Origin of the sequence: Mycobacterium palustre, from assembly GCF_002101785.1 — a bacterium.
Taxonomy (GTDB): Bacteria; Actinomycetota; Actinomycetes; order Mycobacteriales; family Mycobacteriaceae; genus Mycobacterium; species Mycobacterium palustre.
Genome location: NZ_LQPJ01000100.1, coordinates 60,845 through 76,071, shown reverse-complemented (window position 1 = coordinate 76,071; position 15,227 = coordinate 60,845). Strand labels below are relative to the sequence as shown.

16 protein-coding genes and 1 pseudogene are annotated in these 15,227 nt (G+C 70.1%); 9 read left to right on the top strand and 8 right to left on the bottom strand.

The features are described from left to right. Positions 1-87 precede the first annotated feature (87 nt). From AWC19_RS13105 to AWC19_RS13095, 3 genes are read left to right on the top strand one after another with little or no spacing between them, the layout of a single operon-like run. Positions 88-777, top strand: coding sequence for a hypothetical protein (locus tag AWC19_RS13105; RefSeq protein WP_245848945.1), 690 nt, complete (start codon positions 88-90; stop codon positions 775-777). A 4-nt stretch (positions 778-781) separates the two neighbouring features. Continuing rightward, complete coding sequence (locus AWC19_RS13100; protein ID WP_085078498.1) at positions 782-2,227, top strand: class I adenylate-forming enzyme family protein; 1,446 nt, start codon at positions 782-784, stop codon at positions 2,225-2,227. 18 nt (positions 2,228-2,245) lie between these two features. After that, positions 2,246-2,959: a hypothetical protein gene (locus AWC19_RS13095; protein WP_085078497.1), complete on the top strand. Its 714-nt coding sequence runs from the start codon at positions 2,246-2,248 to the stop codon at positions 2,957-2,959. Between the two features lie 107 nt (positions 2,960-3,066). On the opposite strand, the gene AWC19_RS13090 is transcribed toward AWC19_RS13095, so the two are convergent. Continuing rightward, positions 3,067-3,900: an alpha/beta fold hydrolase gene (locus AWC19_RS13090; RefSeq protein WP_085078496.1), complete on the bottom strand. Its 834-nt coding sequence runs from the start codon at positions 3,898-3,900 to the stop codon at positions 3,067-3,069. Between the two features lie 201 nt (positions 3,901-4,101). On the opposite strand from AWC19_RS13090, the gene AWC19_RS13085 reads away from it, so the two are divergent. Further along, a complete protein-coding gene (locus AWC19_RS13085) occupies positions 4,102-4,650 on the top strand; it encodes a TetR/AcrR family transcriptional regulator (protein ID WP_085078495.1) in 549 nt (182 codons plus the stop codon). Positions 4,651-4,680: 30 nt separating this feature from the next. On the opposite strand, the gene AWC19_RS13080 is transcribed toward AWC19_RS13085, so the two are convergent. Genes AWC19_RS13080 through AWC19_RS13060 form a run of 5 tightly spaced genes read right to left on the bottom strand, consistent with a single transcriptional unit; the run spans position 4,681 to position 7,569 of the window. Continuing rightward, complete coding sequence (locus AWC19_RS13080; RefSeq protein ID WP_085078494.1) at positions 4,681-5,289, bottom strand: YbhB/YbcL family Raf kinase inhibitor-like protein; 609 nt, start codon at positions 5,287-5,289, stop codon at positions 4,681-4,683. A gap of 40 nt (positions 5,290-5,329) precedes the next feature. Beyond that, positions 5,330-5,773 (bottom strand): SRPBCC family protein, encoded by a 444-nt coding sequence (locus tag AWC19_RS13075; protein ID WP_085078493.1) that lies wholly within the window; start codon positions 5,771-5,773, stop codon positions 5,330-5,332. Positions 5,774-5,815: 42 nt separating this feature from the next. Then, positions 5,816-6,820, bottom strand: a complete 1,005-nt coding sequence (locus AWC19_RS13070; RefSeq protein WP_085078492.1) for a zinc-binding dehydrogenase — start codon at positions 6,818-6,820, stop codon at positions 5,816-5,818. A 15-nt stretch (positions 6,821-6,835) separates the two neighbouring features. Next, positions 6,836-7,258, bottom strand: coding sequence for an SRPBCC family protein (locus AWC19_RS13065; RefSeq protein WP_085078491.1), 423 nt, complete (start codon positions 7,256-7,258; stop codon positions 6,836-6,838). Beyond that, the gene (locus AWC19_RS13060) at positions 7,255-7,569 is read right to left on the bottom strand and encodes an ArsR/SmtB family transcription factor (RefSeq protein ID WP_372508559.1); all 315 of its coding nucleotides are present in this window, start codon (positions 7,567-7,569) and stop codon (positions 7,255-7,257) included. The genes AWC19_RS13065 and AWC19_RS13060 overlap by 4 nt, the downstream gene beginning before the upstream one ends. 90 nt (positions 7,570-7,659) lie before the next feature. On the opposite strand from AWC19_RS13060, the gene AWC19_RS13055 reads away from it, so the two are divergent. The 4 genes from AWC19_RS13055 (at position 7,660) to AWC19_RS13040 (ending at position 12,664) form a co-directional block, all read left to right on the top strand. Continuing rightward, complete coding sequence (locus AWC19_RS13055; RefSeq protein ID WP_142281153.1) at positions 7,660-8,379, top strand: MBL fold metallo-hydrolase; 720 nt, start codon at positions 7,660-7,662, stop codon at positions 8,377-8,379. 147 nt (positions 8,380-8,526) lie between these two features. Then, positions 8,527-10,818 carry an isocitrate lyase ICL2 gene (gene aceA / locus AWC19_RS13050; protein ID WP_085078488.1) on the top strand — a complete coding sequence of 764 codons (2,292 nt, stop codon included), beginning with the start codon at positions 8,527-8,529 and terminating at the stop codon, positions 10,816-10,818. A 121-nt stretch (positions 10,819-10,939) separates the two neighbouring features. After that, positions 10,940-11,332 carry a hypothetical protein gene (locus AWC19_RS29645; protein WP_158090865.1) on the top strand — a complete coding sequence of 131 codons (393 nt, stop codon included), beginning with the start codon at positions 10,940-10,942 and terminating at the stop codon, positions 11,330-11,332. A 168-nt stretch (positions 11,333-11,500) separates the two neighbouring features. Further along, positions 11,501-12,664, top strand: a complete 1,164-nt coding sequence (locus AWC19_RS13040; protein ID WP_085078487.1) for an LLM class flavin-dependent oxidoreductase — start codon at positions 11,501-11,503, stop codon at positions 12,662-12,664. Between the two features lie 19 nt (positions 12,665-12,683). Here AWC19_RS13040 and AWC19_RS31600 read toward each other — a convergent pair. Beyond that, positions 12,684-14,245: pseudogene (locus AWC19_RS31600) on the bottom strand (FAD-dependent monooxygenase). A 123-nt stretch (positions 14,246-14,368) separates the two neighbouring features. Between AWC19_RS31600 and AWC19_RS29110 the strand changes: the two are divergent. Further along, positions 14,369-14,677, top strand: coding sequence for a hypothetical protein (locus tag AWC19_RS29110; RefSeq protein WP_142281147.1), 309 nt, complete (start codon positions 14,369-14,371; stop codon positions 14,675-14,677). Positions 14,678-14,706: 29 nt separating this feature from the next. Here the strand turns inward: AWC19_RS29110 and AWC19_RS13030 are convergent, their stop codons facing one another. Continuing rightward, the gene (locus AWC19_RS13030; RefSeq protein ID WP_085078486.1) at positions 14,707-15,177 is read right to left on the bottom strand and encodes an SRPBCC family protein; all 471 of its coding nucleotides are present in this window, start codon (positions 15,175-15,177) and stop codon (positions 14,707-14,709) included. Positions 15,178-15,227: the final 50 nt, after the last annotated feature.

The window sequence follows — 15,227 nt, the reverse complement described above, 5'->3', positions numbered from 1 at the left end:
CCCCGCGACCGGGTCGGGCTACGGTCCGTTGAGCGAGGGCTTCCATCGGGCGAGCGCTCCGTGTCGGGAGGTGTCCGCGTGTTGTTCATGCACGAGGTGCACAAGGTGCGCGGCCGCCGCGCAGACGACTTCGAGGCCGCCTTTCGGGAGGGCTGGATGCCCACACTGGGGGCTGGGCACGACGCCCGGCTGCTGTGGTACGCCGACCACGCCCAGGGCAGCGGCCCCTCCTACACCGTCGTCACCGTCACCGCGGTCCAGGACGGGGCCGCATGGGAACGCCTCGCGCGGCGGGTGCAGCACGGAGACCTGCAAGAGTGGATCCGCGGCCTCGACGAACTGCGCCACGACGTGGAGGCCAAGTTGTTGGTGCCGCTGCCGTGGTCGCCGCTGCAGCGGGTGGCATTCGACGCGGTGCCGACCGACGGGCGCGAGCACGAACTGACCCTCTACATGGAAGACACCATGTGGCCCTACCAGGACAAGTTCGAGGAATACATCGACCGCTGCGGCGACGTCTATGCCCGCGGCCTCGAGCGGCCGTCCTCGATGCTGACGATCCAGGCGGCGTTCCAGCCCGCGCTGGGCAGCCATTTGCGCCGGGAAGTCATCTTGATGCAGCGCATCCGACGGCCGGAGCAACTGCTCGAGCTGCTGCGCAGCCAAATTCCCCCCGAACACCGCGCCCCGGGCACCTGGATGTACGACGCCCTGAACCTGCGCGACCAGTGGACCAGCCGGCTACTGCGCACCTCGGCGTGGTCACCGCTGCACTAGCGCCATGAACGCCGGGACGATCATCGAGGCCGCCGCCACCGGCGATCCCTCCCGGGTCGCGCTGATCATCGATGGGCGCTTCATCAGTTACGGCGAGCTGGCTGCGACGGTGCGTCGGTGCGCCGCCGGCCTGGCCGCCCGCGGCGTGGCTCCGGGGCAGCGCGTCGCGGTCGTCGACAACGGAAGCCTGCTGTCGATCGCGACCGTGCTCGCGGCGGCACGCATCGGGGCCGCTGCCGCGCTGATGAATCCGGCGCTGACGCCGCCGGAGCTCCGAGAGCTGCTGCGAAGCGCCGGCTGCGCCGGCGTGGCCGTCGCGGGGGAGCCGTACGCCGATCGGCTCCGCGCCGCGGGCGCGCCCACGGTGCTCACGGCGCCAGACGGCGACGAAGCCGACGCCCCGCAGCCCACGTCCGACCCCGGCCGGGAGGCGCTGGTGCTGTTCACCAGCGGCACGACTGGGCTTCCCAAGGCGATCGGGATAACCGGGCACCGGCTCCCCGCGCGGATCAGGGGCATGGCCGCACCGTTCCGCGCGGACGCCAAGCCCTCGGTGGGGATGATGTGCGTCCCGTTCTTCCACGTCGGCGGCGCGCTGGGCACGCTCGGGGGTTTGTACTCGGGCAACACCTCGGTGGTGCAGCCGCGATTCGACGCCGGCGAATGGCTGCGGCTGGTGTCGCGGCACCGGGTCGCCACTACGTTCATGGTGCCGACGATGCTGCAGCGCATCCTCGACCATCCCGACTTCCCGCGGACCGATCTGACGTCGTTGGTAGCGATCGCCTACGGGGCCGCCGCCGCGCCAATCCCCTTGGTGCGCAGGGCGATGGCCGCGCTCCCGCATGTGGCGTTCGCCAACGTGTTCGGCCAGACGGAGACGCTCGGGGCCTACACGACCTTGTTGCCCGGCGATCACCTCGACCCGGCCCGCGCCGGCTCGGTTGGCCGGCCGCTACCGGGAGTCGAAGTCCGAGTGGTGGATCCCGCGACGGGCCGCGACGTGCCGGCCGGGGCCGTGGGCGAGCTGTGGGTGAACAGCCCCCAGAACGTCATCGAGGGCTGGCTGCACACCGGCGATCTGGCCCGCTTGGACGCCGACGGCTACATTTTCCCGTGCGGCCGTCTCAGCGACACCATCAACCGCGGGGGCGAGAAGTTCGGGCCCGTCGAGGTGGAGGAGGCGCTGCGCTCGCACCCCGCGGTCAGCGACGTCGCGGTCACCGGGGTCGCCGACGACGAGCTGGGCCAGCGTGTGGGAGCGGTCGTAGTCGCTTGCGCGCCAGTGACTCTCGAGCAGCTGCGGGCGCACTGCCGCGCGTTGATCGCGTATTTCAAGCTGCCCGAGCGGCTGGTCGTCGTCGAGAGCATCCCCTACAACGCGACCGGCAAGGTCAACCGCCGCGAGCTCGCCGCGCTGATCCTGGACGAGACGCGAGCCCGGGGCTGAGCAAAACCAGGAGGGCCGATGCTGTTTCTTCACGAGACCCACCGGGTGGTGGGCGCGCGGCAGGACGAATTCGAGGCCGCCTACCGCGAGGGTTGGATGCCCACGCTGGCGGCCGGGGACGACGCGCGCCTGCTGTGGTACACCAACCACGCCCACGGCAGCGGGGTTTCCTACAACGTCGTCACCATCACCGGGATCACCGACGGCACGGCGTGGGAACGGCTGGCGCGCCGCGCGCAGACGGGCGACCTTCGGCCCTGGATGCGCGAGCTGGACAACCTGCGCCACGAGGTGACGGGCAAGCTCCTGCTGCCCGTGGCCTGGTCACCGCTGCAGACCGTCGACCTGTCCAGCGTGCCGACCGGCGGCGAGACGCACCCGTTGACGATGTTCATGGAGGACACCGGCTGGCCCTACGCGCCGCTGGACGACTACATCCAGTCCTGGCACGACATCTACTACCGGCCGCTGTCCCAGGCGCCCGCCAGGATGCGCATCCTGGAGATTCAGGCGTGCTTTCAGGTCGCGCACGGCAGCTCTCGGCGCCGCGAAGCCATGCTGTGGCAAAAGATCGACGACTCGAATAACTATGCGGCGCTTGTGCATCTGCTCACCAAGGAGGTCCCGCCGGAACACCGCGCGCCCGGCAGCTACATGTTCGAGGCGCTCCGCTACCGCGACCAGTGGGAGAGCCGCCTGCTGCGCACGTCGGACTGGTCACCGTTGTACTGAGCTCGGCGCCCCCGCCCGGTTAAGGATCCGCGCGGCGTCGGCGACCATGTCGGCGACGATGTCAGCCGCGGGACGCACGTCTCGGACGAGCCCGACCGCCTCGCCGCTCAGGGGTTTCGGTGCGCGCCCAGACCGGCGTTGGCCACCACCGTTGCCACGAACGGTTCCACGACGGCCAGAAAGCCGTCCGGATCCGAGGAAAAGACGACGTGCCCGGTGTCGAAGAGTTCGAGCCGCGAACCGTGAATCGCGTCGTGGGTCGCGCGCCCGGCGCGCAGCGGTATCGCGATGTCCTTCTTGCCCCAGACGATCAGCGTGGGCGCGGTCAGCTCCGCGGCGCGATCGCGCAGGTCGTGCTCTAGCGGCACCGTGGCGTGGTTTCGCCACAGCGCCGCGCCATTGCGGGCGCCCTCGGGCGTTTTCGCCACCGCCGTCGTACGCTCGACGATCCGCCGGTCGCTGTCGGTCCTGGCCTTCATGTAGCCGCGGACGAACCGGGGAGCGACGCGCCGGAAAACCGCCGGCGTGCCGAGCACCCGGCAAAAGGCCCGAACCATCGGAGTCAGGGCAACAAACCCGCCAGTGTTGACGAGGACGAGACCCGCGACGCACTCGGGGCGGTTGATGGCCAGCCGCGCGGCCGCAAACCCGCCCACCGAATTCCCGATCAACGTCACCCGGGACAGCTCCAGGCCGTCCACGACGTCTTCGAGCACGTCGGCGAAGAGCGGCGAGCTGGTCTCCATCGGGGAGACGAGCGGATCGGATTCGCCGTGCCCGGGCCAGTCCACCGCGATGGTGCGGTACTTCCGGGCCAGCTTCTCGGCGATGGGATCGAAGTCGTGCCGGTCGTGCAACGTGGCATGCAGCAACAAAACCGTTGGGCCAGTGCCGGATTCGTGGTAGGCCACGCGCCCCGCCCGGGTTTGGATAGTCGCCATGAAAGTTCCTCTCACAGGTTGACCGACTGGTCGGTCAACCCGTACGCTACAACCGTAGCCGGGCGATGACAAGGAGGGAACCGGGATGCGACAGACCTTGCCGCCCGAGGCGCCGTTCGCGGACACGATGGCCCACTGCCGCGCTCGGCATACGCCGACGGGGGCCGGGGCGGCCCGCGCCCGGCGCAAGGCGGGATCGCGGTGAGGCCGCCCGAACCGGGGCGCAACGCGTTGCTCGACGCCGGGCAGCGCCTGCTGGGGACCGCCGACCTGGCCAGGATCTCGGTCAACGCGATCGTCGCCGAGGCGGGGATGGCGAAGGGCAGCTTCTATCAGCACTGGCCCAGCAGGTCCGAATACGTGCGCGCCTTGCACGCCAGGTTCCACGACGAGCTGCAGGACTCGATCGACGCCGCCAGGGGCGACCTACCGCCGGGGCGCGAACGGCTGGAAGCCGGGATGAACGCCTACCTCGACGGGTGCTTGGCCGAGCCGGCCACCAAGGCGCTGCTGGTTCAGTCGCGCACCGAGGCCGGGCTGAGCGATTTGGTCGCCGCGCGCAACGGAAGTGCGGCCGCACAGATCGCGCCAGACCTGGTCGCGCTGGGATGGGCGCCCCCGGAACCGATCGCCGCGCTTTTGGTCGCGGCGGTCGCGGAGATCGCGCTGATCGAACTCGCCGCGGGCAAGCGCGACAAGAAGTTGCGCCGCGGCCTGATTCGGCTGGCCACCCGAACGCCCACCGGTTAGCGCGGGGTCGATCGAAAAGCGGCCGGCGCGTCAGCCTGCGAACGTTCCGGTGACTTGCGCCCGCGCCGCGGCGGCTCCCGCAATCGCTTGTGCCGCTTGCGCGCCGACGAGCCCCGGCGGCAGCTGGAAGTTGGCGGGCAGTTGGTAGAGGGTGAACCGGTAGTGGTGCACGCCGGTGCCCGCGGGCGGGCAGGGTCCGCTGTATCCGGCCTGGCCGGCCGAGTTGGGCAGGCTGCTCGCGCCGGCGGGCGTCTGACCATCCGCGGTGCTGCCGGGGCCGGGCGGGATGCCCACGACGATCCAGTGGACGTAGGGGCCGCGCGGGGCGTCGGGGTCGTCGACGACGAGCGCCGCCCCCTCCGGCGCCGCCCACGTCAGCGGCGGGGCCACGTCGGCGCCCTTGCAGGTGTACTGCGCCGGCATCGGGGCGCCGTCGGGAAAGGCCGGGCTGCTGATCGTCAGCGGCCCGCCGGCGGGCGCCATGGGAACGGTCCGGCCCAGGGTCGTCACCGTCGGCGCCGGGGGAGCCGTCGGGTGGGCGCCGCCGCGGCCGCCGCAGCCGGCCACGGCGACGACGAGCGCCACGCCGCCGATGGCCGCGGCGATCCGGCCAAAAACGCGCACCTGTGTCGACGTCATAGAGCACAGTGTCGCTCGCGGAGCGCGCCCGGGGAAGGGACTACTTGCCGCGCTTGACGGCCAGCACGCGCTGGCGCAGCCCGTCGGTCGCCGTTTCCATCAGTCCCTTGGCCCCCCTTTTGACCAAAAATCCGGGGATGGGCACGGCCGGGTCTACGGTGAGTTGGAAATGCACCCGCGTGGCGTCGCCTTCGGGTTTGAGCGTGTACCGGCCCTCTTGGCCCCGCTGTTGTTTGGCGCTCACCAGCGTCCAGCTCACCCCGTCGTCGCGCACGGTGTAGTCGAGCACCTGTTCGTCGGTCACGCCCACGATCTTGACGGCTTGCCGAGACCTGGTGGGGTGGCCCCGCTCGTCCCGTTCTAAAACCTCGACCTTCTTGTGAAACGACGACCACTCGGTGAGCGACTCGAGGTCGAACAGCACCTCCATGATCTGGTCGGGCGTCGCCTCGATGACGACCTCGCGGGATTCGGTGATAGCCATGCCGTTTAGATAGCCACTGCGGCGGCGCTGAAACTTGGGAACTTAGGGCACCAAAACGACCTTGCCGACGTTCTCCCGGGCCGCCAGCATGCGGTGCGCCCGCGGCGCCTCGGCGAACGGCACCGCCGCGTGGACCACGGGGGCGATCGTCTGGTCGTCGAGCGCCGTGGCAAGCGGGGTGATCCAAGGCTCGAGGGTGCCGCGGTCGTCCCACAACCGCAGCATGTTCAGCCCGATCACGGCCTTGGACTCTGACAGTTGGTCGATCAGGTTAAAGCCGCGCAACATCGCCAGGGCGTGCGGCGCGGCTCCGCGTAGCGAGCGCTTCTCGCCGTGCTGCAAGTTCGAAATCCCGTACGCCACAAGCCTTCCGCCGGGGCGCAGCAGCGCATAAGACCGGCGCAGCGACGTGCCGCCCAGCGCGTCGAGCACAAGATCGTACGCGCCGAGCCCCTCCCACCAGCCGTCGCGGCGGTAGTCGATCGCCCGGTCCACCCCGAGTTCGGCCAGCCTCTGATGCTTTGCGGGCGACGCCGTGCCGTGCACTTCGGCGCCGGCCGCCTTGGCGAACTGGACCGCCGCGATGCCGACGCCGCCCGCCGCGGCGTGGACCAGCACCCGTTCGCCGGCGCGCAGCGATCCGTACCCGTGCAGCGCCGCCCACGCGGTCGCGTAGTTGACCGGGACGGCCGCGCCCTGTTCGAAGCTCAAGGCGTCGGGGAGGACGACGGAGTCGTCGGCCGCGACGTTGACGATTTCGGCGTAGCCGCCGAACCTCGTTCCGGCCAGGACCCGTTCCCCGATGCGGCTGGGATCGACACCGTCGCCGACGGCCTCGACGGTCCCGGCGACCTCGTAGCCGACCACCGCGGGGAGTTTCGGCGCGTCCGGATACATGCCGGCGCGGGCGAGGTGGTCGGCGAAGTTGACCCCCGCGGCGCGCACCGCGACGCGCAGCTGGCCCGGGGCGGGCGGCGGCGGGTCCGGCCGCTGCTCGACCCGCAGGACCGACGGGTCGCCGTGCCTGGTGATGACGACTGCGCGCATGGGGCCCGCCCGGCGTCAGGCTTGCAGGGCGACGTCGGCCAGCCGGGGGAGCACGGTGTCGCGCCAGCCGCGGCCCATGCGATCGAACGCCTGGGCCATCCTGGTCTCGTCCAAGTCAAAACCGCTGTGCTCCAAGAACACTCGGGTGCCGTTACCCTCGGGCTCCAGACGCCACGTGAGCGTCCAGGCCGGGGTGAAGGTGTAGACGAAGCGGTGCGGCGGGTCCACCTCCAGCACCTTGCACGGTTGCTTGCCGTAGCCCGGCATGTCCAGGGTGAACTGATGGCCGACCACCGCGGCCACCTGGCCCTCGGCCCACCACCGCCGCAGCAGCTCCGGTTCGGTCAGCAGCCGCCACACCTTCTCCGGCGGCGCCGCCACGAACTGGTCCACCCGGATGGTGGCGGGCGTCTCGCCGGCCACGTCGGGTTTGGTCATTGCAACTCCTCTGCCGTCTCGGCGAGCCTGGCCAGCCGGTCGCGCCAAAACCTTTCGAACGGATGCAGCCACGAACCCAGCTCCGCCAGCGGCTCTGCCGTCAGGCGGTAGATGCGCCGGCGGCCGTGCGGCTCGTCGGCCACCAGCCCGGCGTCCCGGAGCACTTTGAGGTGCTCGGCGACCGCCGGGCGGCTGAGCTCGAATCGGTCGCTGAGCTCGCCGGCGGACAGGGGCCGCCCGGCGAGGATCTCCAACAGCTCCCGGCGCACCGGATTCGCCAGGGCGAGGAAGACCCGATCGGCGGTGGCCACGCGGGCAACAATACGTCGGAAAATTCCGACATGTCAACATTTTCCGACATATTCGCGGCGGGATCGCGACCCGGCCGCTACCTTCCCTTTGTGCGTTTGGCCTGGGAACGCCTGGCCGCCGGGGTGCACCGCTGCCGGTTGCCGTTCTGCGACGTCACGGTCGGGCTGGTGCGCGGCCGCACCGGTACGCTGCTCGTCGACACCGGAACGACGCTTATCGAGGCGGCCGCGATCGACGCCGGCGTGCGCCGCATCGCCGGAGGCCCGGTCACGCATGTCGTGTTGACGCACAAGCACTTTGACCACGTCCTGGGGTCCTCGGCGTTCGCCGGGGCGACCGTGTACTGCGCGCCCGAGGTGGCCGGATGTCTGGCGACGGCAGCCGACGACCTGCGCCGCGACGCCGTGGAACACGGCGCGGACCCCGCGGAGGTCGACCGCGCGATCGCGGCCTTGCGGCCGCCGCCGCACGGGATCACCGACGCCGTCGTCGACCTCGGCGGCCGCACCGTCACCATCGCGCATCCGGGCCGCGGCCACACCGCGTCGGACTTGGTGGTGGTCGCACCGGCGACGGGGCAGGGTGACCGGGCCGTGGTGTTCACCGGTGACCTCGTCGAGGAGTCCGCCGATCCGGCGATCGACGCCGATTCCGACGTCGCGGCCTGGCCGGCGACGCTGGATCGGGTGCTCGCAATGGGTGGTGGCGACGGGGTCTACGTGCCGGGTCACGGCGATGTTGTCGACGCGGGATTCGTGCGCAGGCAGCGCGACTGGCTGGCCCGGCGCGCCGGGCTTGACGCGGGCTAGGCGTTCGCCGGCACGACGGTAAGCGCGACGGCGCACGGCAACGGTTTCGCACCGGCACCGCAACGGCTGATTGAACCGCCTGGCCCGGGGATAGACTCGCGATCAGCGAATTCGCGCCGTAGAGGAGCCGTAGAGGAGCTGAGCGCCATGGCCATCATCGAGAAGGACACCGAGGTCCGCACACCGTTCGAACAGGATGTGGCCGCCACGCAGCAGTACTTCGACGACCCTCGCTTCGAGGGGATCACTCGCCTCTACACGGCGCGCCAAGTCGTGGAACAGCGCGGCACGATCCCCACCGACTACACCGTCGCCCGGGAGGCCGCGACCGCCTTCTACAAGCGGCTGCGAGAACTGTTCGCCGCCAAAAAGAGCATCACCACCTTCGGGCCGTACTCGCCCGGTCAGGCGGTCAGCATGAAGCGGATGGGGATCGAGGGGATCTACCTAGGTGGCTGGGCGACCTCGGCCAAGGGCTCCACCACCGAGGACCCGGGACCCGACCTGGCCAGTTACCCGCTGAGCCAGGTGCCCGACGAGGCCGCGGTGTTGGTGCGGGCCCTGCTGACCGCCGACCGCAACCAGCACTACCAGCGCCTGCACATGAGCGAGCGGCAGCGCGCGGCGACCCCGGCCTATGACTTCCGGCCGTTCATCATCGCCGACGCCGACACCGGCCATGGCGGCGATCCGCACGTGCGCAACCTGATCCGCCGCTTCGTCGAGGTCGGCGTGCCGGGGTACCACATCGAGGACCAGCGCCCGGGCACCAAGAAGTGCGGCCACCAGGGCGGTAAGGTGCTGGTGCCGTCCGACGAACAGATCAAGCGGCTCAACGCCGCTCGCTTCCAGCTCGACGTGATGCGGGTGCCGGGGATCATCGTGGCGCGCACCGACGCCGAGGCGGCCAACCTGTTGGACAGCCGCGCCGACGAGCGCGACCAGCCGTTTTTGCTCGGCGCCACCAACGTGAACATCCCGTCATACAAGGCCTGCTTCTTGGCGCTGGTCCGGCGCTTTTACGAGCTGGGCGTTAAGGAGCTCAACGGCCATCTGCTCTACGCGATGTCCGACGCCGAATACGCCGGTGCCACCGCATGGCTTGAGCGCCAAGGGATTCAGGGCCTGATATCCGATGCCGTCAACACCTGGCGCGAGGACGGGCGGCAATCGATCGACGACCTCTTCGACCAGGTCGAGTCCCGTTTCGTCGCGGCCTGGGAGGACGACGCCGGGCTGATGACGTACGGCGAAGCCGTCGCCGAGGTGCTCGCGTTCGGCGAAAGCGAGGGCGACGAACCGGCCAGCATGACCCCCGACGAATGGCGCCGGTTCGCGGAGCGGGCTTCGCTCTACGAGGCCACGCATAAGGCCAAGGAACTGGGCGTCAGCTGCCCCTGGGACTGCGAGCTGGCCAAGACCCCGGAGGGTTACTACCAGATCCGCGGCGGCATTCCCTACGCGATCGAGAAGTCGCTTGCGGCCGCGCCGTTCGCCGACATCCTCTGGATGGAGACCAAGACCGCCGACCTCGCCGACGCCCGGCAGTTCGCCGACGCGATCCACGCCGAGTTCCCCGACCAGATGCTGGCCTACAACCTTTCGCCGTCGTTCAACTGGGACACCACCGGGATGACCGACGAGGAGATGAGGCGCTTCCCCGAGGAGCTGGGCAAGATGGGCTTCGTCTTCAACTTCATCACCTACGGCGGGCACCAGATCGACGGCGTCGCCGCCGAGGAGTTCGCCACCTCGCTGCGCCAGGACGGCATGCTGGCGCTGGCCCGCCTGCAGCGCAAGATGCGCCTCGTCGAATCCCCTTACCGCACTCCGCAAACCTTGGTCGGCGGCCCACGCAGCGACGCCGCGCTGGCCGCCTCGTCGGGCCGCACCGCGACCACCAAGGCCATGGGCAAGGGCTCCACCCAGCATCAGCATCTCGTGCAGACCGAGGTGCCGAAGAAGCTGCTGGAGGAGTGGCTGGCGCTGTGGAGCGAGCACTACCAGCTCGGCGAGAAGCTGCGTGTGCAGCTGCGGCCGCGCCGGCCCGGCTCCGACGTGCTGGTGCTCGGTATCCACGGCAACGATGACGAGCAGCTGGCCAACGTCGTCTTCGACCCCATCAAGGACCGCCACGGCCGCAGCATCCTCACGGTGCGCGACCAGAACACGTTCGCCGAGAAGCTGCGCCAGAAGCGGCTGATGACGCTGATCCATCTGTGGCTCGTGCACCGCTTCAAGGCCGACGCTGTCTACTACGTCACGCCGACCGAGGACAACCTGTATCAGACCTCGAAGATGAAGTCGCACGGCATCTTCAGCGAGGTCAATCAGGAGGTCGGAGAGATCATCGTCGCCGAGGTGAACCGCCCGCGCATCGACGAGCTGCTGGCGCCCGACCGCGTCGCGCTGCGCAAGCTGATCACCAAGGAAGGCTAGGTAGCCCCGTCCCCCTCGCCGAAGTCCCATAATCGGCGGTTTGGTTTCGTTTGTGGAAGCGCACGCCCGGGTAGGAGTACCTCACTGTGTAAAGCGTGGTGTGAGGGAAGTGGGGGCTTTGATGAAATCTGACGCTAGGACCGCCGTCGCGCTTTTCGGCGGCGCGGCCATGCTCGTGTTGGCGGTGGGTTGCGGCGGCGGTAACAAGGGGCCCGCCAGCAGCAGCACCACGCCTTCGTCTACCACCACGACGACCAGCGTCGTGCCCGCGCCCTCCACCGAGCCGGGCGGCCCGACCGGTGGCGGCGGACCCGGCGGCGGGGGCGGCGGCGTTCCCGGCGGCCCGACCGGTGGCGGCGGACCCGGCGGCGGGGGCGGCAGCGTTCCCGGCGGCCCGACCGGTGGCGGCGGACCCGGCGGCGGCGGAGGCAGCATCCCCGGTGTCGGGGGCGGCGGCGGCGGACCGGGCGGCGGTGGCGGCTGCGTGGGCAACGTCTGCGGCGGCATCCCGTGATCACCGGTCGTCGTTAAGCGCCGAGCTTTCTAGGACCTGTTTCCCTAGCCGGTGGGGCCACGAGGACCTGGCCCCACCGGCTGAGCTCTGCCTGGGGTCTTTCTTCCGGGCCTCGCCCTGGGCGCCTTGCGTTATGGTTCTTCGCAACCGGACTGCAAGGGGATCCCCATGGCCAAGCTCAGGTTTGGATATTTCATCGCCCCGTTCCACCGGGCCGGCACCAACCCCACGCTGGCCCTGCAACGTGACCTGGAGTTCATCGAGCACCTCGACGCCCTCGGCTTCGACGAAGTCTGGCTGGGCGAACATCACTCCGCCGGCAGCGAAATCATCAGCTCCCCAGAGGTTTTCATCGCGGCCGCCGCGGAACGCGCCAAGCGGATCCGGTTCGGCACCGGCGTCATCTCGCTCGCCTACCACAACCCGCTGTGGGTGGCCGACCGGCTGATGCTGCTGGACCATCTCACCCACGGCCGCGTGATCGGCGGCATGGGCCCCGGATCGCTGCCTACCGATTCCTCGATGATCGGGCTCACCCCGACCGATACCCGAGAGCTGCTCGAGACGAACCTCGACATCGTCGTCCGGTTGCTGGCCGGCGAGACCGTGACCGCCAAGACGGCCACGCACCAGCTCTTCGACGCGAAGTTGCAACTGGCGCCCTACTCCGACGGCGGCATCCCGCTGGCCGTCGCCGCGGTAGCCTCGCCCACCGGCGCGCGGCTGGCCGGGAAGCACGGCATCGGGCTGCTGTCCATCGGGGCGACGCTGATCGTCGAGGGCTTCGACGCGCTGGCCTACCACTGGGGCATCGCCGAGGAGCGCGCCGCGGCCTTCGGCACCCGCGTCGACCGCAAGAACTGGAGCCTGGTCGGGCCGATGCATATCGCGGAGACGGACGAACAGGCCCGCGCCGACGTCAAATTCGGTATCGAGCCGTGGTTCCGCTACTTCCAAAAGGTGGCGGCCTTCCCCCAGATGACCATGCCGGGCGAACAGCTCGACGAGATGATCGACATCATCAACGACAACGGCGCCGGCGTGATCGGCACCCCGGAGCGGGCGCGGGCGCAGGTGCAGCGGCTCTGGGATCAGTCCGGCGGCTTCGGCTGCTTCCTGCAGATGGGCCACGAGTGGGCCAACCCGGCCGCCACCAAGCGCTCCGCCGAACTGTTCGCCGCCGAGGTGATGCCGCACTTCCAGGGGCAGGCCCAACCGACGCTGGATGCCGCCGCGCGCGCCGGTCAGGTGCGCGACGATCTCGCGCAGACGCAGCTGCAGGCCATCGAGCACATGGCCAAGAAGTACGAAAGCGAGAAAGGCTCCACGTAGCGGCCGAACGGCCCGCGGCTCAGATGCCGAACCAGCGTGCCAGCGCGCCCCGTAACTTCTTCAGTTCGTCGGCGCCCGGGGTGAGCGCGGACGACGCCCACGCCACGTAACCGTCGGGTCGGACCAGCACGGCGGTGGCCGGCACGTCGCCGACGGGCCGTCCCGCGGCGACGGTGAGCTCGCCGGCCACATCCGCCACCGCCTGCGCCGCGGCGCCCCCGTTGGTGAAATCGACGAGCAGCGGCCGCCCGTCGCGGGCGAGCTCGGCGATTCGCCTTGTGCCGCCGGCGTTTTCGATCCCGAAGTCCGGCACCCAGCGCCCTGCCAGCGGGTGCGCGTCATCGATTGTCGCGTAACGGTTTTCGGCCCCCGATATCACATCGCTGAGCCGTTCGACGACCTTCGGGTCGGTGAGAAGTTCGGCGAATAGTTGGCGCAGCGCGGTGACCTCCGGCCCGGGCCGGACCAGGGCCAGCTGGGCCCGGCTGTGCATGATGACCCGCTCGGCGGCGGGCCGGCGTTCGGCCTCGTAGGTGTCGAGCAGCGCCGCCGGGACGCGGCCGTGGAGCACGGCGGCCAGCTTCCAGCCGAGGTTCGCCGCGTCCTGCAGCCCGAGGTTGAGGCCCGGCCCGCCCATGGGGGAGTGGACGTGCGCGGCGTCGCCGAGCACGATCACCCGTCCCGCTCGGAATCGGGAGACCAGCCGGGAATTGATCCCAAAGAACCGGCGCAGATCCAACGGCGCGTCGGGGGATACGGGTCGCAGCGGCACGTCGGCGCCCAGCACGCGCTTGGCGCTGGCCTCGAGTTCGGCCAGGCTCATCGGCGGCTCGTCCGCGGGTTCGTCTGGCGGTTCTTCGCGGGCCGCCCTGTCGAGTTCGAAGACGATCACCGCCGCCCGGCCGCCGAGCGCCCCGTAGGCGAAGACGCCGTGGTCCGCGCGGTGGAACTGCAGGGGCGGCACGCGGCCGAATCCGGGGATGTCCGGGCCGCCGCCGTGCGGGTCGATCCATTTGTCGGGCGGTAGCACGCCGAACCCGAGCCGCGCGACCAAGTCGTGCGACGACATCCCGGGGAAATCGATGCCGGCCAACTTGCGTGTCGTGCTGGTGCCCCCGTCGGCGCCGATCAGATACCTGGCCGTCAGAACGTAGGGCCCCTCGGGGCCGGTGACTTCGACGGTGACGGCCTCGTCGTGCTGGCCGAAGCCGGTTAGCCTGTGGCCCCAACGAATGTCGCGCCATGCTCGCGCGCGCGGTCCGCGAAGACGCGAACCAGCCTGGGCTGCTGAACCGGCAGCAGGAACACTTGCGGGTCCGCAACCAGCGTCAGATCGAGCGGGAACGCGGCGAACATCGCGCGCGGGTTGGGCCGCGGCGGGTCGTCGGTCTGCGCCAGCGGGCCATACAGTCCGCGGTGGTCCAGCAACCGAACCGCTTGTCCCACAATGCCGTTGGCGCGCCGGCCCGGATTGGGCCCCGGCAGCGGATCCAACACCACCGAGCGGATCCGGGCCAGCCCGAGCTCGCCGGCGAGCATCAGCCCGTTCGGGCCGGCGCCCGCGACGACGACATCGATCACTCACGCAAGCCTACGAGTTTGGGCCGCCGCGACAACCGTCGAACGACGCTGCAACGGCTGATTTCACATTCGGGCGATAGGCGCTGCAAAGGTGACAGCTAGCGCGCCGCGCAAGCATGAAGCATGCTGTCCACACTTCACCGCCGGCGGTCACCCACTTTCCGGCTCACCGTCGCCGGGGCCGCGGCGCTGGCGTCGTTCGCGCTTTCCAATGTGGCGTGCCCTGATGCCTCACAGGCCACCGTGGCGCTGCCCACCCCGGCGCACGGCCCCTTCGCCACCGACACCGACACCGATACCGAGCAGGCCCAACTGCAACAGATGCTGCAGGCCCAGCAGCAGGCCGAGTTGCAAAACGAGCAGGCCGAGCAGCAATTCGAGCAGGGGATGCAGCAAGCTCAACTGGACGAGCAGCAGGCCAACGACCCCTAGCCCCCTAAAACCCTTGGGCATCAACGGTTTTACTGCCGCGGGGCGCTCGACTCACGCTCGGCCGCGCGCACCAACCGGCCGGAGAAGAACCGCACGGCGCCGCCGAGCGCGGCCCGCATCAGGGGGCCGGTCCCCCGCACGCCCTCGGTGAACGAGCCGGTCCAGCGAATGTCTGTGCCCCCGTTGGGCTTTGGCGTGAAGATTACCTCGGCCGAGTAGCCCTTGGCCGGGGTCGACGGCGCGATCAGCCGGTAGGCGTGGCGGCGATCCTGCTCGTATGCGACGGTCTCCTCCTGGACCAGCACCGGCCACATCCCGACCTTGCGGATGGCGCCGACACCGCCCGGTGCCGGATCGCCGTGGCGCGCCCAACTCGACTGGACGACGATCGGCTTCGCCCACTTCGACCAGTTGGCGCCGTCGGTCGCCAGCCGAAACAACGCGGCGGCGGGCGCGCTGCTGGTCCGGTTGATTTCGAACGAGAACTTCCTACCCGGCATGCCGCGTACCCTACCGCCCGCCGCCGCGGCGCAAAACGCGATTCCGCTGC